This window comes from Thalassobacillus pellis (assembly GCF_016908295.1).
GTDB lineage: Bacteria > Bacillota > Bacilli > Bacillales > Halobacillaceae > Thalassobacillus > Thalassobacillus pellis.
Window position 1 is genome coordinate 471,605 of the sequence record NZ_JAFBDO010000003.1, and the last position, 20,952, is coordinate 492,556.

22 protein-coding genes are annotated in these 20,952 nt (G+C 41.2%); 17 read left to right on the forward strand and 5 right to left on the reverse strand.

Features of this window, described 5'->3' with window-relative positions; translation table 11 throughout:
* Positions 1-437 precede the first annotated feature (437 nt).
* From JOC33_RS12875 to JOC33_RS20580, 3 genes are all read left to right on the forward strand, one after another.
* Positions 438-1,286 carry a YitT family protein gene (locus tag JOC33_RS12875; RefSeq protein WP_205092918.1) on the forward strand — a complete coding sequence of 283 codons (849 nt, stop codon included), beginning with the start codon at positions 438-440 and terminating at the stop codon, positions 1,284-1,286.
* A gap of 307 nt (positions 1,287-1,593) precedes the next feature.
* Positions 1,594-3,165, forward strand: coding sequence for an acyl-CoA synthetase MbcS (gene mbcS, locus JOC33_RS12880; protein WP_205092919.1), 1,572 nt, complete (start codon positions 1,594-1,596; stop codon positions 3,163-3,165).
* A gap of 339 nt (positions 3,166-3,504) precedes the next feature.
* Positions 3,505-3,627 carry a hypothetical protein gene (locus tag JOC33_RS20580; RefSeq protein ID WP_275576993.1) on the forward strand — a complete coding sequence of 41 codons (123 nt, stop codon included), beginning with the start codon at positions 3,505-3,507 and terminating at the stop codon, positions 3,625-3,627.
* 30 nt (positions 3,628-3,657) lie between these two features.
* Here JOC33_RS20580 and JOC33_RS12885 read toward each other — a convergent pair whose 3' ends face one another.
* A complete protein-coding gene (locus JOC33_RS12885) occupies positions 3,658-4,164 on the reverse strand; it encodes a cupin domain-containing protein (RefSeq protein WP_205092920.1) in 507 nt (168 codons plus the stop codon).
* A 229-nt stretch (positions 4,165-4,393) separates the two neighbouring features.
* Here JOC33_RS12885 and JOC33_RS12890 point away from each other — a divergent pair, with 229 nt between their 5' ends.
* Both JOC33_RS12890 and JOC33_RS12895 read left to right on the forward strand, forming a co-directional pair.
* Positions 4,394-4,813, forward strand: a complete 420-nt coding sequence (locus JOC33_RS12890; protein ID WP_205092921.1) for a hypothetical protein — start codon at positions 4,394-4,396, stop codon at positions 4,811-4,813.
* A gap of 289 nt (positions 4,814-5,102) precedes the next feature.
* Positions 5,103-5,357, forward strand: a complete 255-nt coding sequence (locus JOC33_RS12895; protein ID WP_205092922.1) for a hypothetical protein — start codon at positions 5,103-5,105, stop codon at positions 5,355-5,357.
* Between the two features lie 17 nt (positions 5,358-5,374).
* On the opposite strand, the gene JOC33_RS12900 is transcribed toward JOC33_RS12895, so the two are convergent.
* Positions 5,375-5,644, reverse strand: coding sequence for a hypothetical protein (locus JOC33_RS12900; RefSeq protein ID WP_205092923.1), 270 nt, complete (start codon positions 5,642-5,644; stop codon positions 5,375-5,377).
* 28 nt (positions 5,645-5,672) lie between these two features.
* Complete coding sequence (locus JOC33_RS12905) at positions 5,673-7,028, reverse strand: hypothetical protein (protein WP_205092924.1); 1,356 nt, start codon at positions 7,026-7,028, stop codon at positions 5,673-5,675.
* A 211-nt stretch (positions 7,029-7,239) separates the two neighbouring features.
* On the opposite strand from JOC33_RS12905, the gene JOC33_RS12910 reads away from it, so the two are divergent.
* From JOC33_RS12910 to JOC33_RS12930, 5 genes are all read left to right on the forward strand, one after another.
* Entirely contained in the window at positions 7,240-8,865 is a 1,626-nt protein-coding gene (locus tag JOC33_RS12910) for a BCCT family transporter (RefSeq protein ID WP_205092925.1), read from the forward strand.
* A 290-nt stretch (positions 8,866-9,155) separates the two neighbouring features.
* A complete protein-coding gene (locus JOC33_RS12915) occupies positions 9,156-9,371 on the forward strand; it encodes a hypothetical protein (RefSeq protein WP_205092926.1) in 216 nt (71 codons plus the stop codon).
* A gap of 276 nt (positions 9,372-9,647) precedes the next feature.
* Entirely contained in the window at positions 9,648-11,438 is a 1,791-nt protein-coding gene (locus JOC33_RS12920) for a M3 family oligoendopeptidase (RefSeq protein ID WP_205092927.1), read from the forward strand.
* Between the two features lie 81 nt (positions 11,439-11,519).
* Entirely contained in the window at positions 11,520-11,816 is a 297-nt protein-coding gene (locus tag JOC33_RS12925) for a 4a-hydroxytetrahydrobiopterin dehydratase (RefSeq protein WP_205092928.1), read from the forward strand.
* 26 nt (positions 11,817-11,842) lie between these two features.
* The gene (locus JOC33_RS12930) at positions 11,843-12,118 is read left to right on the forward strand and encodes a hypothetical protein (RefSeq protein ID WP_205092929.1); all 276 of its coding nucleotides are present in this window, start codon (positions 11,843-11,845) and stop codon (positions 12,116-12,118) included.
* Positions 12,119-12,227: 109 nt separating this feature from the next.
* Here JOC33_RS12930 and JOC33_RS12935 read toward each other — a convergent pair whose 3' ends face one another.
* On the reverse strand, positions 12,228-12,953 hold the full coding sequence (locus JOC33_RS12935; protein WP_205092930.1) for a FixH family protein: 726 nt from the start codon (positions 12,951-12,953) through the stop codon (positions 12,228-12,230).
* 215 nt (positions 12,954-13,168) lie between these two features.
* Here JOC33_RS12935 and typA point away from each other — a divergent pair, with 215 nt between their 5' ends.
* The 5 genes from typA (at position 13,169) to JOC33_RS12960 (ending at position 18,314) form a co-directional block, all read left to right on the forward strand.
* Complete coding sequence (gene typA / locus JOC33_RS12940; RefSeq protein WP_205092931.1) at positions 13,169-15,016, forward strand: translational GTPase TypA; 1,848 nt, start codon at positions 13,169-13,171, stop codon at positions 15,014-15,016.
* A gap of 126 nt (positions 15,017-15,142) precedes the next feature.
* The gene (locus tag JOC33_RS12945; protein ID WP_205092932.1) at positions 15,143-15,862 is read left to right on the forward strand and encodes an MOSC domain-containing protein; all 720 of its coding nucleotides are present in this window, start codon (positions 15,143-15,145) and stop codon (positions 15,860-15,862) included.
* Between the two features lie 120 nt (positions 15,863-15,982).
* A complete protein-coding gene (locus tag JOC33_RS12950) occupies positions 15,983-16,903 on the forward strand; it encodes an ABC transporter ATP-binding protein (protein WP_205092933.1) in 921 nt (306 codons plus the stop codon).
* Positions 16,896-17,846: an ABC transporter permease gene (locus tag JOC33_RS12955; protein ID WP_205092934.1), complete on the forward strand. Its 951-nt coding sequence runs from the start codon at positions 16,896-16,898 to the stop codon at positions 17,844-17,846. Before JOC33_RS12950 ends, JOC33_RS12955 begins: the two co-directional genes overlap by 8 nt.
* A 24-nt stretch (positions 17,847-17,870) precedes the next feature.
* Positions 17,871-18,314 carry a DUF4064 domain-containing protein gene (locus tag JOC33_RS12960; protein WP_205092935.1) on the forward strand — a complete coding sequence of 148 codons (444 nt, stop codon included), beginning with the start codon at positions 17,871-17,873 and terminating at the stop codon, positions 18,312-18,314.
* A 416-nt stretch (positions 18,315-18,730) separates the two neighbouring features.
* Here JOC33_RS12960 and bshB2 read toward each other — a convergent pair whose 3' ends face one another.
* Complete coding sequence (bshB2, locus tag JOC33_RS12965) at positions 18,731-19,432, reverse strand: bacillithiol biosynthesis deacetylase BshB2 (RefSeq protein ID WP_205092936.1); 702 nt, start codon at positions 19,430-19,432, stop codon at positions 18,731-18,733.
* A 183-nt stretch (positions 19,433-19,615) separates the two neighbouring features.
* On the opposite strand from bshB2, the gene nadE reads away from it, so the two are divergent.
* Positions 19,616-20,362, forward strand: a complete 747-nt coding sequence (nadE, locus tag JOC33_RS12970) for an NAD(+) synthase (protein WP_205093099.1) — start codon at positions 19,616-19,618, stop codon at positions 20,360-20,362.
* A gap of 12 nt (positions 20,363-20,374) precedes the next feature.
* Positions 20,375-20,938 carry a cysteine hydrolase family protein gene (locus JOC33_RS12975; RefSeq protein WP_205092937.1) on the forward strand — a complete coding sequence of 188 codons (564 nt, stop codon included), beginning with the start codon at positions 20,375-20,377 and terminating at the stop codon, positions 20,936-20,938.
* The last annotated feature ends 14 nt before the right edge of the window (positions 20,939-20,952 follow it).

The window sequence follows — 20,952 nt, forward strand, 5'->3', positions numbered from 1 at the left end:
AAGCTCTGATGAAACTGAATCAAAAAGAGGCTGCCCAGTGGCCTCGTTGAAATGAAAAACCACGAAGATGTTGTTCTTCGTGGTTTTTCGTATGTAAAAGAAACTTTTGCGTTGAGTCTTTTGGGACACTTTTAATTATAAGCCCAGGTTCATTGATAAGTAATAAGAAGGATATCGGGAAATGGAGAAAAAGGGCTTACGAAAATAGTAATTGTTATTAGAATTCATCTAGGGGAAAAGTGGTCCTCTAAATTTAAATATTTACATAATTTTGACTCTTGACAAACGTGAAGCGCTTACATTTATTTCTGTGAAAAGTTTTGAGCTAAGCTGTTTACAAACCTCTGAAACCCCGTTATACTCCCGATTGTATTAAAAAAAGTGTAATAGATATTCTTTGGGTAATTATTGAAAATATTAGTGAGGAGGGCTTACTGATGTTGAAAAAAATATTGTCATTTTTGCTTATTAATCTTGGTGCGTTTGCTGTTGCCGTCAATGTTCATTTCTTTCTATCCCCGAATGATTTGGCGACTGGAGGAGTCAGTGGGCTCTCGATCGTATTAAATAAAGTTTTTCCTGATTTGTCTCTAGGCATTATTATGGTGATGTTGAATATTGTTTTATTTATAGTCGGTATCATTTTTTTGGGGTTCCAGTTCGGGGCGAAAACCATTTACGCAAGTTTTGCACTATCTTTCATGGTATGGGGACTTGAAGCTGTCTACCCTATTCAAGAGCCATTAAGCGAAGATATCCTGATTCAGTTGATTATTGGTCAAATCATTGCTGCTCTTGGGATGGCACTCGTTTTCCAACAAGGCGCTTCTACTGGGGGAACAGATATTCTTGCCATGATCATGAACAAATACTTTTCTATTGATGTAGGAAAAGGGGTATTAATGTCTGATATTGCAATTGCCACATCGTCCATTTTCCTTTTCGGACCGACTGTTGGAATGTACGCCTTCTTCGGTGTAATACTGAATGGAATTGTCATTGACTACGCACTTCAGCAATTCGATCATAAGAATGAAATTGTTATCATCAGCAGAGAAAGTGAGGAAGTCCGTAAATTTATTGTAGATCAGCTTGGTAAAGGCGCAACAATTCACACTGCCCGAGGTGCCTTTAATTATGAGGATAAAGAAGTGATCACCACGATCCTTGGCAGAAAAGACTTCACTCGTTTGAAAAGGTACATTTCAGGTATCGACAATAAAGCATTCATCACTGTGCACTCGATGAATGAGATTTTAGGTGAAAATTTCAAACGCTTAGCTTAATAAATTTTTTAAAGAAAAACATTGGAGAATTTTAAAAAGGCGGTCTGTGGGGAAGTTGAACTTTTCACACAGACCGCTTTTTGTTTTCCAGTGCCTCTGTTGATTTTCCGCCGAGCGACTGGTTATGCGCTAGAAGGAAAAGCATGAGCCGAAGGAATTCTTAAAGCTGTCTCGGTATTAACAGCGGGTTTACACCTTCTCAAATGGCTTAATATTTCAATGATTTTGAAAATTTGATATAATACATATTGGAAGCAAGGGAGTGGATAAGCTTGCTTGCAGGATAATTTTGGGGAGGGGCTGGAGAATGAATCGAGAAACTTTAATCGCACCAGAAAAATACAATGTCGTGGAAGAAATAGAAAAATACACACAAGACCCGACCAGAAAAGCCTTGCAGTGGGAAGACGATCAAGGTAATAAAAAAGAGATTACATATCAAGACCTGATGAAAAAGGCAAACCAAATTGGCAACGCTTTCATTGATAGTGGACTGAAAAAAGGGGATAAAGTGCTTATTATGATCCCGCGATTAATTGAGGCATACGAAGTATACGTGGCAGCTCTTAAGGCGGGGCTGGTTGCAATACCGAGTTCGGAAATGCTCCGAACCAAGGATTTACAGTATCGTATATCTCATGGAGAAGTCAGTGCAATTGTCAGCTATCAACCTTATACAGGACAGTTCTCAGAGATTAAAGAATTGAAATCTATCAGGACATTTACAGTTGGCGGTTCTGTGGAAGGATGGATCGACCTCGACCATATAAGCGATCAGGCTTCCGATTATCTGGAAATTGCCGATACCTTAAGAGAGGATATGGCATTTTTATCCTATACCTCTGGCACAACAGGGAATCCTAAAGGTGTCGTCCATACGCACGGGTGGGGCTTTGCCCATTTGAAAACAGCTGCAGAAAACTGGCTGAGCATTCAGGACGGGGACACGGTTTGGGCTACGGCAGGACCAGGTTGGCAGAAATGGATTTGGAGTCCATTCCTGTCTGTGCTTGGATCAGGAGCAACCGGGCTAGTCTATCACGGAAAATTTGATCCTAATACTTACCTGTCAATACTGGAACGCTATACTGTGAACGTACTATGCTGCACACCAACCGAATATAGGCTGATGGCTAAAGTGGACAATCTTGATGACTATCATCTTCCTGCACTCCATAGTGCCGTTTCAGCAGGCGAGCCTTTGAATCGTGAAGTGATTGACACTTTCCACAAGTATTTTAATGTGACAGTGAGAGATGGCTATGGTCAAACGGAAAACACACTACTTGTGGGTGTTATGAAAGATATGGAAGTAAAGCCTGGTTCCATGGGAAAACCTACTCCTGGAAACCGTGTAGAAATCATTGATGAGATGGGTGCTCCGGTCAGTAACGGGGAAGTTGGGGATATAGCGGTCCATATGGAAACCCCTGCATTGTTTAAGGAATATTATAAGGATCCGGAACGGACTAAAATGTCCTACCGAGGAGATTATTATATTACAGGGGATCAGGCTTCCAAAGATGCAGACGGATATTTTTGGTTCGAAGGAAGGAGTGATGACATCATTATCAGCTCTGGATACACGATTGGACCGTTTGAAGTGGAAGACGCATTAGTCAAACACCCTTCTGTCCAGGAATGTGCTGTGGTAGCAAGCCCTGATGAAGTCCGTGGTAATGTGGTTAAAGCATTCATCGTGCTCCAGGATGGCATTGAAGAAGGAGACTCTCTTGTAAAAGAGCTGCAGAATCATGTAAAGGAATTAACAGCTCCATACAAGTACCCTCGTAAGGTGGAATTCATAGATGAGCTGCCTAAAACTACGTCCGGAAAAATTAGGAGAGTAGAGCTTAGAAAACAAGAAAAGACTGTATAATAGAAGAGGGGACGCCTTCAATATCGAGGCGTCATCTTTTTAACTTCTAGAATGAATGGCTGTGGATAAATATCTACAGTGAGCCTCATCCAGCGACGAGGCTAGGCTTAAGCTGGTCGGGGGTGAGCAAGGCGCTTCCGCTTTAGTATCATCTAGCTTCAGCGCCTACCCCCTCGAGGTCTTAAGCCGATCCTCTCAGTGACAAAGGCCGTCACGGCGAGGCTAGGCTTAAGCTGGTCGGGGGTGAACGAGGCGCTTCCGCTTTAGTTCATTGATATATATTTACCATTCTGAGTGTAAAGCCAGTAGCCTATTAACAATACATAAGGGGGACCCTCTGTGAACTTTATCAGGCGTTGTGCCTTTGTCATCATTTTAGGTTTTGCGCTGGCAGTTGTTCCGTTCCAGGTCCATAGTCCGCAAGTTGATAAACAAGAAGAAAGAGAACAAGTACCTGATTGATTTAAAAATGACCATCCCGGTGAGAGATGGTCATTCTTTATGCCAAATATCTATGAGTGGCCCATCAGTACCCTGGATTGGGTCGGTTTCCGGAAGTGGAACCTGAGGAATGTTTTTCAATGCTTCTTCCCATTCTAATCCCTGACCGGTTTTCAGGTCATATTCCATCCCTCCTGGATACGCACCGACTACTTTAAAATCCTCGCTGGCACTTATCTTTTTATGGCCAACACCTGCCGGAATGACTGCCACATCACCTTTTTTCACCTGAATTTCCATGCCATTTTCTCCACCCATTTTTAAAGTAGCTGCCCCGCTAATTACACCAATGGCCTCATGAGAAACACTGTGGAAATGGTGGTAACCGAAAACATTACCCGCCCAGCTGTTCTCCCAGTTGTTTTTGTTAAATATTTTTTCGCACTCCTCTGCATTATCGACAAGCCCATTTGGATAAAGGAGCATAGGAAGCTTTGGGTGATTTGGAATTTTCCCATCATCTTTGAATAAAAAAGTTTTTACTTCTAATTCGCTCATTTTTGCCCTCCTTTTTTGGTGCTAGTACACTATTCCCAATATAAAAAACAATAATCTGACAAATATGGTTATTAATATGAAACTTTTTAATGATAAAAATCGTTATAGTAGGTAAGGGTACATGGTGCCAGTCTTGAAGAAATTACCCTATAAAGATTAATCTATTTGAAAAATATTGGAATAAAAAGGAATAATTGTTATCCTTTGAAGTGCATGGAGGTAGGTTAATGTGAAGAAATACATATGGATGGTAGCCGCTCTAACAATTTTATCTACAACTTCCTATTTCATAATAAAAACGCAATACTTATATACTCCTATTTCTTTCGAGCAGGATGAAGTGACCTCGGAAAACTGGTGGGATTATAAAAATACACTTTCAATGGAATTTCATGACTTGAATGGGGATAATGATTATAAAATTAAAGATCCTGATAAAATCAAGCGAATAATTGAAGGTTTAAAAAAAGCATCCATAATTGATGAGAAACAGGCGAATGCAAGCGAAGCCAAGGCTGGCTTGACTCTTGAATCAAATAATGAAAAATTATTTGAGATTATCTTTTATGAAACACACTGGAAATTTTTGAGGTATGACTCTCATCTATATCAACGCTCCGAACAACTGGAATCACTATTGAATATATGAACAGCCTACAAGAGGATCTCCCAAAAGGCCTCATTGAAATGAAAAACCATGAAGAAGTTGATTTTTCTTTGTGGTTTTTTCGTATGTAAAAATGAAAAACTTTGCATTGAGACAGGTTCGATATCAAATATAATAAAAAGGCTGTCTCAATTAGTCTATTACAGACTTATGGGACAACCACTTGTTTGAATATGGCATGACTTGTCAAAGAGTATGCTTTCATATATTGTTACCTATAGCAAATACTATAGTTATTCCTAGCTAATATGAAATCAGGAGTTGAACGGAAGTGAATAGGAAGTTTATCCACTTTTTTAATATCGTTGTCGGGATTCTGTTGATCCTGGAAGGCGGATTATATATTTTTCTAATGAATAAAGACAAAATCACCCATTTTCAAAGTATCATCACGACGATTCTGCTGCTGATAGCATGGGGGATCTCTTATTATAAACAATTGAAAACCAATAACAAGACGGCTTGGCTTACAGTGACCATCATTATTATGGTACCGATGATTCTGCCCTGGTTATTCTTTATTTGACAAATGAGAAGTATTTTTTAATAAAAAATAAACCCCAATATGCCGAACAGTACAGCGCTTCCAAGGTAAAAATGGCCAAAGAAGTGCTGCTTCGCCTCTTCGCTTCCCATTTCCACTATCCCCGAGAAAATGAGAAACAATGCTGCGATGATAAAGGACGTCAGCTCCACTGCAGTCCACTCCCGATCTTGAACCACATATAACAGCCTTATTTCGATTGGAACAGCAATGACTAATGGGATATACAATGGATTGAAGAACTCGTCCCAGTCTTTTAATTTTTTCATCCTTTTACTCCTTTCTTAACACTTACTCTCATAATAGCAGCCAAGCCAGCAAACTCCCTGCTGTACCGAAGCCTAAAGCAAACCATATGTTCCACTTGGTAATTCTGTATGGATTCCTGCAAGTCAGCTGACTCATAATTGAAACAGTTGTATTAAATGTTCCGGCTGCATCACTTGCCAATGTGGAAGTCAATAGTACCAATGCGATACTCAATGGGTTAAGTTCCGTTAAAATTGGCTGGACAAATGTCCCCATAAGCGTAATGGTTACCAGTGGATGGATACCAATTAATGAAAAAGATAAGGAAATGATTTGTATAGAAAGAAATAAAATAAGTGGCCACTCGGCGAGATTTTGAATTGGCTGTTTAACAATTCCGCTTAAACTCGATTGCTCGAACATTACTCCGAAAAAACCTAAGGATAGAAAAAGGAGCATTAAATTCTGCAGTCCATTTACCTGTATGGACCAACTCTGTTTCAACTGGTTCACAAAAGCTTTGAATTTACCAATTAAACCAGCCCATAGCAGCGTGAAAGGAAATATAGTTAAAATGACTGCGTTAAAATAACTGATTTTCAGCCACGTTTCCACTCCAGCTGCTGAAAGTATAAAAAGAAACAGCATAAAAAACAGGTTTCCGATTTTATAGAAGAGGTCTTTTTGATCTATTTCCTTCGTAGGTGGATCCGAAGCATTAAAACTGACATTGCGGTATTTCAGCCAGCCTTTCACCCAGTCCACACATAATAAGGATAATGAAAAGAGTAATGCCCAGGGAAGGATGTGGAAAAAATCCACTCCAGTTATGGTAATGGTGAGAGCTAGAAATATCTCAATCGGACTCCACACATTAGCAAGGGCAAAGCTTCTGAGAACAGATTCACTAGTTAATCGCTGGATGACATCCCGTTCCATTTTTGGAGTAACTTCTTTTACTACATCGTGGACAATAGTAATAGCCGAAAAAAAGACAAATAGACAAAGTACATAACCAATCAACGAACTTCTGGTATATAGCTCACCTAAATTGGACGTCCGAAAATGCAGAAGCTTCTTAAGCTCGTCATCATATCCCCCAGCCCGTATTAACTGATCCATACAGGGCAGGAAATATAGGAGGGAGAGAAGTAGAGCAGAAGATGTCATAAAATAAGGAAGCTCGAGCAGCGAAAAATCCAACCGGATGAACAAAGCTGTCCCTGCAAGGAGAAAAAATATCGAAATGTATTGAAATGTACGGTTTGCACCCCTGAAAGAAATGAATAGGATGAGGATGCTAAGGAATCCTAAAAAGACAGTAATAATCTGATTATCAATAAAAAGTTTTAGCAGATATAGCATTACAAATATAGTGTATGTAAGGGTTCTGACCTGCCTCATAAATTCCCCTCCTGCTACAATCCTCTTTAATTATGAGATATTTGTCAAATTCGCTGCAGAATAGGGTATATAGGTAGTAAATTGTCGGATTTAGTCGATATATGTCCCGAGAAGTGGTTGTTTGGTCAGTTGGGTTCTGTTAAGGTGTTATATTGGTGTGCGGCATTATTCTTTATATTTTTAAAAAAAATTATCGGAAAGGAAGATAGCTATGAAAAAAAAGTTGATTGATTGGCCTACGTTTATAGGCGCATTCATATTGTTGATTGCTGTTGTCATACCCCTGGTCATTTATCCTGATGCTGGCAAAGCATTCGTCAATCAAGCCAACGCTTTCGTAACTTCGAATTTCGGTGTGTTATATCTAGTTATGGGGTTATTGATTTTTGCTTTTTTGATCTTTGTTTCATTCAGTGATCATGGACATATCCTGTTGGGAGATGAAGGAGAAAGGCCGGAATTTAATACATTTTCATGGGCGGCCATGCTATTTGCAGCTGGTATAGGCTCAAGCATCTTATATTGGTCTGTAATCGAATGGGCTTATTACTACCAAGGTCCTCCATTTGGCATCGAGCCAGGTTCCGTAGAAGCCATTCAATGGTCAACTGCCTATGGAATCTTCCATTGGGGTCCTATCGCCTGGGCGATATATACACTTCCTGCATTACCAATCGCTTATTTTTACTATGTTCGTAAAAAACCAGTACTGAAAATCAGCGAAGCCTGCCGCCCTCTACTTGGAAGGACAGTCGATGGTCCAATAGGGCATATCATTGATGTATTGTTCATGTTCGGATTATTAGGAGGAGCAGGAACTACACTTGCCCTGGGTACGCCGATGATAGCCCAGGGAGTAAGTGAATTGACAGGTTTTGAAGTAAACCTGACTATGAAAACAATAATCCTTATAGTATGTACAACAATATTCGCCCTCAGTGCTTATTCAGGGTTGCGCAGAGGAATCAAATTCCTGAGTGACATCAATATCTGGCTGGCATTATTTCTGCTAGCTTTCATATTCATCTTTGGTCCGACCAGATTTCTGATCGAGACAACTACAAATAGTGTCGGAATTCTAATGGACAACTTTTTCAAAATGGCTACCTGGACAGAACCGTTTGGAGATATAGGGGCTTTTGAAGAGACAGGCTTCCCCGAAAGTTGGACAATCTTCTATTGGGCATGGTGGCTTGTATATGCGCCATTCGTAGGTTTGTTCATCGCGCGGATTTCAAGAGGAAGGACTATACGGCAAATGGTACTGGGGACGATGGTCTATGGGACGCTCGGATGTGTGCTTTTCTTCGGCATCATGGGTAATTTCGGTTTGTATTTACAAATGACTGGTGCATTTGATGCTATCGCATTCATGAATGAGAATGGAGCACCTGCAACCATCATAGAAATCATCAACCAGCTGCCATTGTCTAAATTCATGGTATTCATATTCACTATATTAGCCATCATCTTCCTGGCAACTACTTTTGACTCCAGTTCCTATATCCTTGCCGCTGTTGTCCAAAGGGAAGTTGTCGATGAACCAATCAGATGGAATCGTTTATTCTGGGCATTTGCATTGTGTATTCTTCCGCTGACACTAATGTTTCTGGGAGGTCTTGGTACACTCCAGACAGCAAGTATCGTGGGCGGCTTTCCACTGATAATTATCATGTTCCTTCTGGCGGTATCTTTTATGAAAGCCTCTACAGAGGATATAAGAGCTTCAGAAGGATATGAACCGAAGACGATTCATATCAATCGCAGAAAAATTTTGGAACGAATAAGGAAAAGAAGAAAACGGCAAGAAGATGAAAATCAGAATAATAAATCTTAGCTTAAACACCTCCGCCTTTAAATAGGTGGAGGTGTTTTTTGTGGAACAAATACTAATTCCCCAATCCATCAATTAATATGCTTCCATTTATAGGCTAAAGTATGCAGTTGTACAGTGACTATTTTACTGTTATTGACTAAAGTACTAAAAAGATAGTCGATAAATGTTAGAATAAAATTAAACATAAATATGTAATGTCATCACTGTTCATTATTAAGAAAGATAACCTCCAAAGGCTCAGAAGTTGTGCTTCAGTCAGCTTTTTCTATTCTTTTACACGGAGGGATAATATGGGATATAAAGTGGTCGCTATGAATAAAAAGAAGACCGAGATCATTTTTGTGAATGGTGATGTGAGGGAAGAGCTTATGTTCGAGACAAAAACAGAGGCAGAGAAGTTTATCACTGACCTCCAGAGTCTAGAGCATATGCGCGGGAAATACCAATATAAGATAGAACAAGCTGAGCTTATCGAGCAAATAGAGAAAGTCAAAACAGAACTATAACTGCAGCCTATGCGGAAACCTTCCTGCATAGGTTTTTTGATTGTCTGAAATTAGGTAGTTATAACTTTGGATGGTTGTGGATAATCCTTTGCAGAGCTCTTTGTGGTCTTAAAGCAGTCCTCTCGGGGCTAAAATCCTGTAACGGCAAGGCTCGACTTAAGCTTGCGGGGGATTGTTGCAGCGTTTCCGTTTTTGTAAAATTTGTGCTTTATGATATAGATAAATGACAGAATATTCTATATAATGGTAGCTATATTACAGAAGGGAGCCGAGAAGATGCTTCATACATATAACCCGAAATGGGACCTGACCTCTATTTTTGAGGGTGGGAGTGAATCAGAAGAATTGGCTGACTACGTGGATCGCGCGGAAGTCAAATTGAAAGAACTGAATGCAAAAATCGATGCTTTTCACCCCCCTGAAAGAGAGACAGATTCAGCAGGATTGGAAGAAGTACTCTATGCTATTCAGCAGGTGGCAAAAATGTCGCGAGAGTTTGGGGCATACGTCAGTTGTCTTACGGCACAGGATGTCAATGACAAAAAAGCCGGAGAATGGCTTGCCAGAAGGAGCAGACTTGGGGCAGCCTATGGAAATGCCTGGACGAAGCTAGATGAAAAACTAGCACTAATACCAGCGAGTGTCTGGTCTGGGCTACTGGAAAAACCCACCCTGTCACGTTTTGCATTTGTACTGAATGAACATCGCCGACGTGCCAATGACAAACTGCCGTTGACCCAGGAGGAACTGATCAATGACCTCAGCGTTGATGGTTATCACGCTTGGGGGCATATGTACAATAATATTGTCGGTAAAATGAAAATCGAATTCGCTGGAGAAGAGCTTTCTGTCGGACAGGCGCATAATAAAACCAGTTCTCCTGACCGCAACGTACGTAAAGAGGTGTCAAACAAGTTAAAAAAAGCATGGGAAGAGCAGTCGGACCTCTTCAGTGAAACCCTTAACCATCTTGGTGGTTTCCGGCTGCAAACATATGCACATAGAGGATGGGGCAGTATCCTTAAAGAGCCTCTTGACATCAACCGAATGAGTGAAAATACCCTTGATACGATGTGGAAAACGATCACAAAATATAAGAATATATATAAGTCCTATCTCGAGAGAAAAGCTGAAATGTTAGGTCTGGAACAACTGGATATGTACGATATAAATGCTCCGATTGGAGAAACGGAGCAAACGATGACCTATGAAGCAGGAGCACGCTTCATCACGGAACAATTCAGGGAGTTCAGCCCGAAGATGGCGGAATTTGCCGAAATGGCGTTTGAAAAGCGCTGGATTGAGGCGGAAGATCGCCCAGGTAAACGCCCAGGAGGCTTCTGTACAAGCTTCCCGGACAGCCGGCAGACTAGGATTTTTATGACTTATTCTGGCACCGCTTCTAATGTAGCGACACTTGCACATGAGCTAGGTCACGCTTATCACCAGCATGTCATGAACGATATGCCAGTATTGAATCAAGGTTATGCAATGAATGTGGCAGAAACTGCATCGACATTTGCTGAAATGATCGTAGCCGATGCTGCTGTCAAAAATGCAGCCTCTGAAGAAGAAAAGCTCATTTTGCTGGAGGATAAGATACAGCGCAGTGTAGCTTTCTTCATGAATATTCATGCTCGTTTCCTTTTTGAAAAGCGCTTTTATGAAGAGCGTAGGAATGGGGTTGTCCCGGCACATAGGCTCAATCAATTGATGCTGGAAGCACAGCAGGAGGCTTATAGTGAATCACTAAATGAATACGATCCATACTTTTGGGCTTCCAAGCTGCATTTTCATATCACAGGTGTCCCTTTTTATAACTTCCCTTATACCTTCGGCTACCTTTTCAGCCTGGGGATTTATAAAAAAGCAGTGGAAGAGGGACCTGGTTTCGAGGCAAAATATATAGCATTGCTACAGGATACTGGTCGGATGTGCGTAGAGGATTTGGCCAGAAAACATTTGGGTGTGGAATTGGAGGAGCCGGAATTTTGGGAAGACGCAATGGAAATGTGCTCTGCAGATGTAAAGGATTTCCTCGAATTAACTAAAGTAAGATCCAATTGATACGGGAGGCAGCGACATTAGTTCGCTGCTTTTTTTGTTATAATGAGAGTAAATCATAATCATGAAGGAGGAGTGAATTTTATGGAACGCCTGACATCAGAACAGATAGATCAGGAGGTCGCTCTTTTAAAAGATTGGAAAATTGAAGAGGAAAAGTGGATTGTGAAACGATATCGGTTCAAGGATTACTTGAATGGTATCCAATTTGTCAATCGCATTGCCGAATTCTCAGAAGAAATTCAGCATCATCCTTTTATAAGTATTGACTATAAAATGGTGACATTAAAGCTGACTTCATGGAGTGCCAAAGGCCTTACGGATCTTGATATGCGCTGTGCAGCAAAATACGACCAGATATACGAAGAGGTACTTAAATAAATAGGAATGAGGGAGTAGGAGGTATAATGGCTACAAAGAGCAGGAAAAAGAAAAAGCAGCCACGAAATAAAATGCAATTCATCTTTCGGCATGGGGTTATAGGCTGGGGGATCCCATCTGCTATTCTCTTCACGTTGCTCATGCAGTTTTTTGAGTACGGTGACAATTATCAGCAGTACTTTTCCGGGAACTGGATCAGTTCTTTTTTCATTTATCTCATAACTTTCATGCTCGTAGGTGCCCTATATGGACTTTCTGTCTGGCATATTCGAAGAGCAAATATAAAAAAGAAGCAGTCATAGAAAAAGCAGTTATGCCCTTTCAAGCATAACTGCTTAATGTTTATCTTTTTGAAGCCACTGAAAAAGCCCTTTATAATCGAAAGGAGATTTTTCGGTGGTCTCTCTATTTTTAATTTTCCACTTCGATTGTATCCTCCTGGTGTCCATGAAGGCTTTCTTTGACGTAATGTGTTTTTATTGTATAGGTGCCTGGTGAAGGGAAATTATAGGAAGCTTTGTATTCCCCGCCTCTTCCTTCTGTTGCATCGATGAAAATGTGTTTGTCTAACTGTTCCGATGCGATTTCGAATTGAACCTTTGCGCCGGTCAGTGGCTGTCCTTCTTTTTGGACGTGGGCAGTTAAAGTACTTTCTTCAGAAGCTTTCCACTTCTTATCAGTCACCAGGTGTGCAACAGCACTTTTTTCACCACCATGACTATGCCCTTCACTTTCTCCTACTTTGAATGATTCTTTGGGCATGACATGCATATTCCGTGCCTGGGTATGTGCATAAAGGTAATAGGTACCTTCTTTATCGAAGTTATGTTTTACTTTATAAACTCCTTCTCCTACATGTTCTGCCTGTATTTTCGGATGTTCTTCATCTTCCGTACCCTCCGGCCAGAACTCAAACTTCACATCGGCTTCTTGTACTTTCTCTTTTCCCTGTGTGACGGCTGCCTGGAATGTCACTTCTTCATTAACCTTAATATTTTCGGGAATTGTAACCTTTACCTCGACCATCGGCTCCATGCCGCCCTCATTGCTGTCACTGTTAGAGGAATCTCCCTGGCCGCAGGCACCTAAGACCATAGCTATCATTAAAGTACACATCATCGGTATAATTTTTCTCATTCTAATACTCCTTTTAACAACATTAGAAATTATTACTTACTACATTATCATGATAGGACATTCGATTCTACAAAACTAGGTACAATTTCATGAAACCTTCTTGAAAGTACTTGCTTACAAAATATATAGCCATGACTTGTATAAACCTTCAATAATATGTGTTATAATAGACAGGTTGAATAATTTTTTGAGGTTAAAAGAGGAGTGTATGCACCATGCAACACAGAAATGATATACGTAATGTAGCGATCATCGCCCACGTTGACCACGGAAAAACGACGTTGGTTGACCAGATGCTTCGATATTCTGGCACTTTCCGTGAAAATGAACAGGTGGATGAACGTGCCATGGACTCTAATGATTTGGAAAGAGAGCGCGGTATTACCATTTTGGCTAAAAATACTGCGATTAACTATAATGATACAAGAATTAATATTCTGGATACACCAGGACACGCGGACTTTGGCGGAGAAGTTGAACGTATCCTGAAAATGGTTGATGGCGTCTTGCTGGTCGTGGATGCTTATGAAGGCTGCATGCCTCAGACTCGTTTTGTATTAAAAAAGGCCCTGGAACAAAAGTTGACACCGGTTGTTGTCTTGAACAAAATCGATCGTCCAAGTGCTCGTCCGGAGGAAGTAGTCGATGAGGTCCTTGATCTTTTCATTGAGCTTGGTGCTGATGAAGACCAGCTTGAATTTCCGGTGGTTTATGCTTCTGCCCTGAACGGAACCTCCAGTGATGACCCAGAGCTTGATTCACAAAAAGAATCAATGGATCCAATCTTTACGACCATTATGGAGAATATACCTGCACCAGTAGAAAATGCAGAAGAACCTCTGCAGTTTCAAGTGACATTACTCGATTATAACGATTATGTCGGGAGAATCGGAATCGGACGTATTTTCCGAGGCAGTATTAAAGTCGGACAGCAGGTCGTATTAATGAAAAAAGACGGCTCAGTCAAGAATTTCCGGGTAACAAAGTTATTCGGTTTCATCGGCCTGAAGAGGATTGAAATACAGGAAGCGAAAGCGGGAGATATCGTTGCCATTAGCGGTATGGAAGATATCAATGTAGGGGAAACCATCTGCCCGCCTGATCATCAGGAAGCAATGGAAATACCTCGAATTGATGAGCCAACCCTGGAAATGACCTTCCTGGTCAATAACAGTCCATTTGCCGGACGTGAAGGTAAATATGTTACTTCCCGGCAGATTGAGGAACGCTTGCTTACTCAATTGGAAACAGACGTAAGTTTAAGGGTAACCCCTACCGAGTCACCGGATGTATGGACCGTTGCTGGCCGTGGTGAGCTGCACCTTTCCATCCTTGTCGAAAACATGCGCCGGGAAGGTTTTGAGCTCCAGCTATCCAAGCCGAAAGTGATTTTGAAAGAAGTAGACGGAGTTACGTGTGAACCGGTCGAGCATGTCCAGATTGATGTACCGGAAGAATACCAGGGTGCAGTCATGGAATCAATTGGTCTCCGTAAAGGTGAAATGCGCGATATGGTGAATAACGGTAACGGGCAGGTTCGCCTGGAGTTCATGGTCCCTTCACGCGGGCTTATCGGTTACACGACAGAATTCCTATCTCAGACACGCGGTTATGGTATCTTGAACCATACATTTGATGGCTATGCACCACTAGCTCAAGGGCAGGTCGGCGGCCGCCGCCAAGGGGTGCTGGTGTCTCTTGATAAAGGGAAAGCATCCACGTATGGCATCATGAATCTTGAAGATCGTGGTACGATTTTCGTAGAGCCGGGTACAGAAGTCTATGAAGGAATGGTTGTTGGGGAACACAATCGTGATAACGATCTTACTGTAAATATCACTAAAGAGAAACATTTGACGAATATCCGTTCAGCAAACAAAGACAATACGAATACAATTAAGAAAACGCGTAAGCTTACACTTGAAGAAGCTATCGAGTATTTGGATGATGACGAATACTGTGAGGTTACTCCTGAATCGATCCGCATCCGTAAGAAAATCCTGAACAAGAACGAACGTGAAAAAGAAGCGAAAAAGAAAAAGCTTCAAAACGTGGAAAAATAAAATCTGATTTATCGAACACCTTGGCGGAAAGCGGCGTTTTCCCTGAGGTGTTTTTTGTTTCTCTTCCGCAAATGAAGATTGATCGGAAGTGCGCGCTAAAGTGATTTGATACGAGGAGGTATTGGTATGAAAATCGGAGAGGTAAAAGAATTGCGAAGACATCCGGTAAAGTCTTTTTCAGGGGAATCCGTCGAGGGATTAAGGGTGATGAATTATGGAATCTATGGAGACAGGAGTCACGCTTTTCTCGATATCGCCCGTAATAAATATTTAACGATTACGCAGCTTCCCGAAATGGTCAGATTCCAGGCAGCCTTTCGCGGTGAGGAAAGCATGAAAAACTACCCTCCTGTGGAAGTAGTGTTTCCGGATGAGGAAAAAGCGTGGTGGGGCGAAGAGAAACTGAATAAGAAAATCGAAGAAATGGCGGGAAGGGAGATAAAGCCGATAAGCTTCCCTCCAGTACATACACCGCGTGGCGCTATTGAGGAAGAGCATATTCTGATTATAACTGAGGCATCTATAGAGGCACTGGAAAAAGAGTGGAATACAGTAATTGATCCTCACAGATTCCGCCCTAATATAATCATTTCTACTTCCAACCCAGAACCTTTTCAGGAGGAAATGTGGATCGGAAAAACACTGAAGATAGGTGATTCGGTTACCTTGAAGATAAAGCGGCCTTGCGAACGATGCATGATTATTAACGTCAATCCGGAGGATGCAAAACAGGATCCATCTATATTAAAAAAGCTGGTTCAGGAAAGGAAAAATATGTTCGGGGTTTATGCGGCGGTGCTCAAGACAGGTGTTATTGATAAAGGAGACTTTGTAACATTATCTTAATTCATGCCTTTTTTGAGATGGGTTTTCATGAAAATGTGGAAAGTTTCCATTTTTGTTGAAACTTATCACTAATTGGCAACGTATTACATATGGCAATGATTTTTATAGGGGGAAAGGATAATGGCAGAACCTGCAATGCAGTTAAAAAATCTTAAAAAAACCATTAAAAAGAAACCTATCATCAAGGGATTGAATTTTGACATATATCCCGGTGAGGTATTCGGATTTCTTGGACCAAATGGTGCTGGTAAGACAACAACTATCCGTATGATGGCAGGACTTATGAAAATGACAGAGGGTGACGTAATCATCCAGGGGAAAAGTGTAAAAAAAGATTTTAAAGATGCCATACGTCATGTGGGTGGAATTGTTGAGAATCCAGAAATGTATCCATTCATGAGCGGATGGAAAAATCTCCTCCATTATTCAAGGATGATGCCAGGCATATCAAAAGAACGCATGGAAGAAGTAGTTGCGCTGGTTGGCCTGGAAAAAAGAATTAAAGAAAAAGTTTCTAAATATTCGTTAGGAATGAGGCAGCGGCTTGGCATTGCACAGGCACTGCTGCACAATCCATCCATCCTGATACTGGATGAGCCGACCAATGGGCTGGATCCGGCTGGAATTCGCGAAGTACGTCGATATATCAGGCAACTGGCAGAACATCAAGGGGTAGCCGTTATTGTGTCCAGTCATATCCTTTCTGAAATGGAAATGATGTGTGATCGTATCGGGATTATTAAAAATGGCGAGTTAATCACCATCCAAACGGTGAAAGATACCGTCCAGCAAACAGATAGGAATGAACTCCATCTTGAAGTAGATGAGACTGAGAAAGTTAAAGGGTATCTGAAAGAATGGGGCAATGAAGACGTGAAAACTGAAAATGGATATCTTATCATCTCGGTAACAAGAGAACAGATTCCCGTGGTGATCAGGCAGCTGGTAGAAAAAGGGGTCAACATTTACGGGGCAAATGTACATCACTCAACACTAGAGGATAAATTTTTGGATTTGATTGGAGAGGGAGCAATTGAGTAATTTTTTTCAGCTTGTCAGAAATGAGCAGATGAAATTATATTCCCAAACGGCGACTTGGGTTATGTATGGAATATTAGCCGTTCTCGTTATCGGTTTTGCTATTGTGCTTAAAGTGAATGGGGATGTTAACGGGGGAGATTACGGCGGCAACTGGGAGAAGGCGTTACAGGAAGAAAACGCCCAGTTAGAGAAGCAGATGAAAGAAAATGAATTCGCAGGGGATTATGCAACCCAGCAAATTGCTCTTAATGAGTACCGGATTGAGCATGATATCGCTCCCGGCGGCTATAATATTTGGGATTTTGTTCAGGAAAACCAAAGTAATGCTGCCATTATTAGTTTATTTACGATTATCGTTGCAGCAGGAATCATTGCCAACGAATTTAAATGGGGAACTATCAAGCTGCTTCTTCTACGTCCCATTTCAAGGACTAAGATATTGTTTTCAAAATATGTTTCCGTACTGGTTTACGCGATTACCATGCTGGTCTTCCTGCTGATATTGGCCGTTATCTGCGGAGCAATATTTTTTGGCATCGAACAATCTGCCCAGCCATACCTTTATTATCAGGACGGTACGGTCCAGGAAATGCCAATGATACAGCTTGTCTCTATAAAATATTTCCTTGGATCGGTTAACTTGGTCATGATGGCATCATTCGCCTTTATGATTTCAGCAGTTTTCCGTAACAGTTCGCTAGCGATTGGGATTGCGATCTTCTTAATGATGGCAGGAAATTCAATTGTCATGTTTTTCGCAGATTATGACTGGTCGAAATTCATTTTATTTGCGAACACGGATCTGACCCAGCATATAATTGGAACACCAATGAATGAAGATTTAACTTTGTCATTCTCTGTTACCGTTCTTCTGGTTTATTTTGTTATATTCCTGACACTTGCATGGGCAGCCTTTACAAAAAGGGATGTAGCAAACGCATAATAGAAAAAGAGAGGAGAATTGTAGTTGAAAAGAACAGCAGAAATAGTATTAACAGTAATCGGGATGGTCCTTTTTGGATTGGTCATAGGGTTAATGGGAGTAGTGATCGGTGTCAGTGATAATGAAGGTTTTCGGAGCAATGTCAAGGAGATGCTTCAACAAGATGCAGAAATGAACGTGCAAGGTATCAATGTAGACCAAATGATTGACAGTATCAGTAATGGTGCTATGTTTTTCATTATTGTCTCCGTCGTTTCCCTCCTCCTCGGCCTGTTGTGTATCTTTTTTCTTAAAGGCGATAAACGCCCGAAAGCTGCAGGTATCATTCTGATTTTGACAGCCATCCTGGCAACTGTAGTGACTATTGGAATTGCATTAGTGGCGGGAGCCTTCTATCTTATTGCAGGTATCGTCAGTCTTGTTCGGAAAAAGAAAGTCGTGCATGATGATTCATGGAGTTCCGCTTAATATACTCAAGGTATAACTTGGAGTTTAGCTTACAGAAAAGCCTTATGTTTCCCCTGTAAGCTTTCAATGCTCCTATCAAATAATCGCCATCCCCTTTTGGCGGAAGTCACTGAGTCAATGAACAATTGCCGCGAACATTATCTCAGCTGACTCTCCCTGGACCAAGTAGGTAGGAAAAGATCGCACAAATCTCATAAAATAGACGAAAAGCTGTCTGTATGGAAAGTTAATTTCCATACAGACAGCTTTTTTAAAAATACCTTGGAAATTCAATGGCCGCCTATTAATGGAAGAAAGTATTTAATGATGACTTTCCGTTGCCGTCAGTGACTGTAAATAGCATTAATATAGGACACTGCCATTACTTTCTCTACAAACCAAGTCTCAGGCAAGTCCTGTGTATATAGGTAACAAAGTCAGCTTCCTGACAGCTGCTTAACCTTATCCTGCTCCCATTTATAGCTGTAAAAGCTTTCTTTCGTGACCCATTTTAACGCTTCCGGATCATCAACTTTCAACCCTTCCTCAATCATTTCAAGAATCCGGGCAGTCTGCGATATATGAGCACGCATGGCATCTAATTTTCTTTCTTTCACTTTTTCTATATTATTTATGACATCCGGGGCTCCTAAATCTTCAAGAGTATTATTGGCGAATGCCAGACAATGAAGTTTTGGCCGTTTCTTGGAATCTATCTCCCTTACGGCCCGAATCACAGCCCGGGCGGTTGCTTCATGATCTGGGTGGACGGCATAGCCTGGATAAAAGGTAATGATAAGGGAAGGATCCAGCTCGTCTATCAGGTCTGTTACCAGGTTCTTCATTTTGATATCATCTTCAAATTCCAATGTTTTATCTCGTAATCCCATCATACGTAAGTCGTTTATTCCCATCGCTTTTGCTGCCAGCTTCAATTCTTCTTTTCGGATCATGGGAAGGGTCTCCCTGTTGGCAAAAGGAGGTTTTCCAAGATTTCTACCCATTTCACCAAGTGTGAGGCAGGCATATGTCAATGGTGTGTCTTGACTGATGTAAGATGCGATTGTGCCTGATACCCCGAATGCTTCGTCGTCAGGATGGGGAAAGATAACTAGTACATGTCTTTCTTTTTCTATCATTCTAGTGCACTCCTTTTACGAGTTCTTTCTATAATTATCCCTTAGCATGGCCCATTTTTAAAGTTATAAGATTTATTAGAAGAATGATTACCTGATTCAGAAAGCTATTGAGGAAAGGTTTAGCAGGGAAGCTTTTAAGGAATTTATCTTACAGATAGCAGCAAAGGAGTGGTGATGATGGAAATGGAACAAAAAGTGGAACATCTTGTGTCCTGGATACGGCAGCAGGTGAACGATGCCGGCATGAATGGTGCGCTGGTAGGAGTGAGTGGCGGTATTGATTCTGCGCTTGTCGCCAATCTGATCAAACGAGCCTTCCCTGAAAATTCTATAGGGGTAATCATGCCGATAAACCAGCGTGTGGAGGACCAGGAAGATGCTGTAGCAACAGTGAAAGAAGCTGACTTGAAATATCTTGGTATCGAGCTGACAAACAGCTATCATACAACCTATAAAGAAATTCAAGAACAACTGAAGGAGCATGATGACTGGAATGAAGAAAACGCCCAGCTTAATGGAGCAAACCTGCAGGCAAGGCTTCGGATGAGTACCTTATATTCTGTTGCTGCCAATTACGGCTACCTGGTAGTGGGGACGGACAATGCTCCTGAACATCATACTGGCTACTTCACTAAATACGGGGATGGGGGAGTAGACCTCGTTCCATTAATTCATATGACAAAAGGAGAAGTGCGCGAAATGGCCCGGTTTCTAGGGGTCCCTACCCAAGTTGTTGAAAAGAAACCTAGCGCGGAATTATGGGAAGGTCAGACAGACGAAGAAGAGATGGGTGTCTCTTATGATACGATTGACGCTTACCTGAAAGGGGAGCAAGTATCTGAAAAAGATAAAGAGATCATCCAGGCAATGCACGATAAATCGAAACATAAACGCGTAATGCCGGCAGAACCACCCAAATTCGAAGCATGAGGAGTTAGTAGAATGACGCAATCCAATACTGCATTACTCATCATAGATATTATCAACAAAATGGACTTTGACGGAGGGGAGAATCTTTTGAAAAACGCCCTCCCGATGGCGGATCGTTTGAAGAAATTCAAAAAACGTACCAAGGAAAAAGGAATCCCTGTCATTTATGTGAACGATAATTTTGGACTATGGCAGGATAACGCTGCACAAATTGTGGAAGAATGTAAGAAGGGTACCGGTCGTCCGGTAATTGAAAAAATGATTCCGGATGAGGATGATTTTTTTGTAATCAAACCGAAGCACTCTGGTTTTTTTGGAACCCAGCTGGATATTCTTTTGCACCAGTTGGGCGTCAGCAAACTGATCCTTACCGGTACAACTGGTGATATTTGTGTGTTATTCACCGGGAATGGCGCTTATATGCGGGGATATGATTTAAATATCCCTGAAGATTGTGTCGTTTCCGAGAGTGAAGAAGATAATGAAAATGCTTTGAAAATCATGCGAAGGTCTATTTTTGCTGACACAACACCAAGTGACCAATTAGATTTGGATCAACTGCTAGAAAAGAAATAATTCTGCTTATATAG

Coding starts and splice junctions, on each gene's coding strand:
- JOC33_RS12945 (WP_205092932.1), top strand. CDS start 15,143: ATGAAAATCGGAGAGGTAAAAGAATTGCGAAGACATCCGGTAAAGTCT.
- JOC33_RS12975 (WP_205092937.1), top strand. CDS start 20,375: ATGACGCAATCCAATACTGCATTACTCATCATAGATATTATCAACAAA.
- JOC33_RS12915 (WP_205092926.1), top strand. CDS start 9,156: ATGGGATATAAAGTGGTCGCTATGAATAAAAAGAAGACCGAGATCATT.
- JOC33_RS12920 (WP_205092927.1), top strand. CDS start 9,648: ATGCTTCATACATATAACCCGAAATGGGACCTGACCTCTATTTTTGAG.
- nadE (WP_205093099.1), top strand. CDS start 19,616: ATGGAACAAAAAGTGGAACATCTTGTGTCCTGGATACGGCAGCAGGTG.
- mbcS (WP_205092919.1), top strand. CDS start 1,594: ATGAATCGAGAAACTTTAATCGCACCAGAAAAATACAATGTCGTGGAA.
- JOC33_RS12925 (WP_205092928.1), top strand. CDS start 11,520: ATGGAACGCCTGACATCAGAACAGATAGATCAGGAGGTCGCTCTTTTA.
- JOC33_RS12950 (WP_205092933.1), top strand. CDS start 15,983: ATGGCAGAACCTGCAATGCAGTTAAAAAATCTTAAAAAAACCATTAAA.
- JOC33_RS12910 (WP_205092925.1), top strand. CDS start 7,240: ATGAAAAAAAAGTTGATTGATTGGCCTACGTTTATAGGCGCATTCATA.
- JOC33_RS12930 (WP_205092929.1), top strand. CDS start 11,843: ATGGCTACAAAGAGCAGGAAAAAGAAAAAGCAGCCACGAAATAAAATG.
- JOC33_RS12905 (WP_205092924.1), bottom strand. CDS start 7,028: ATGAGGCAGGTCAGAACCCTTACATACACTATATTTGTAATGCTATAT.
- JOC33_RS12935 (WP_205092930.1), bottom strand. CDS start 12,953: ATGAGAAAAATTATACCGATGATGTGTACTTTAATGATAGCTATGGTC.
- JOC33_RS12900 (WP_205092923.1), bottom strand. CDS start 5,644: ATGAAAAAATTAAAAGACTGGGACGAGTTCTTCAATCCATTGTATATC.
- JOC33_RS12875 (WP_205092918.1), top strand. CDS start 438: ATGTTGAAAAAAATATTGTCATTTTTGCTTATTAATCTTGGTGCGTTT.
- bshB2 (WP_205092936.1), bottom strand. CDS start 19,432: ATGATAGAAAAAGAAAGACATGTACTAGTTATCTTTCCCCATCCTGAC.
- typA (WP_205092931.1), top strand. CDS start 13,169: ATGCAACACAGAAATGATATACGTAATGTAGCGATCATCGCCCACGTT.
- JOC33_RS12885 (WP_205092920.1), bottom strand. CDS start 4,164: ATGAGCGAATTAGAAGTAAAAACTTTTTTATTCAAAGATGATGGGAAA.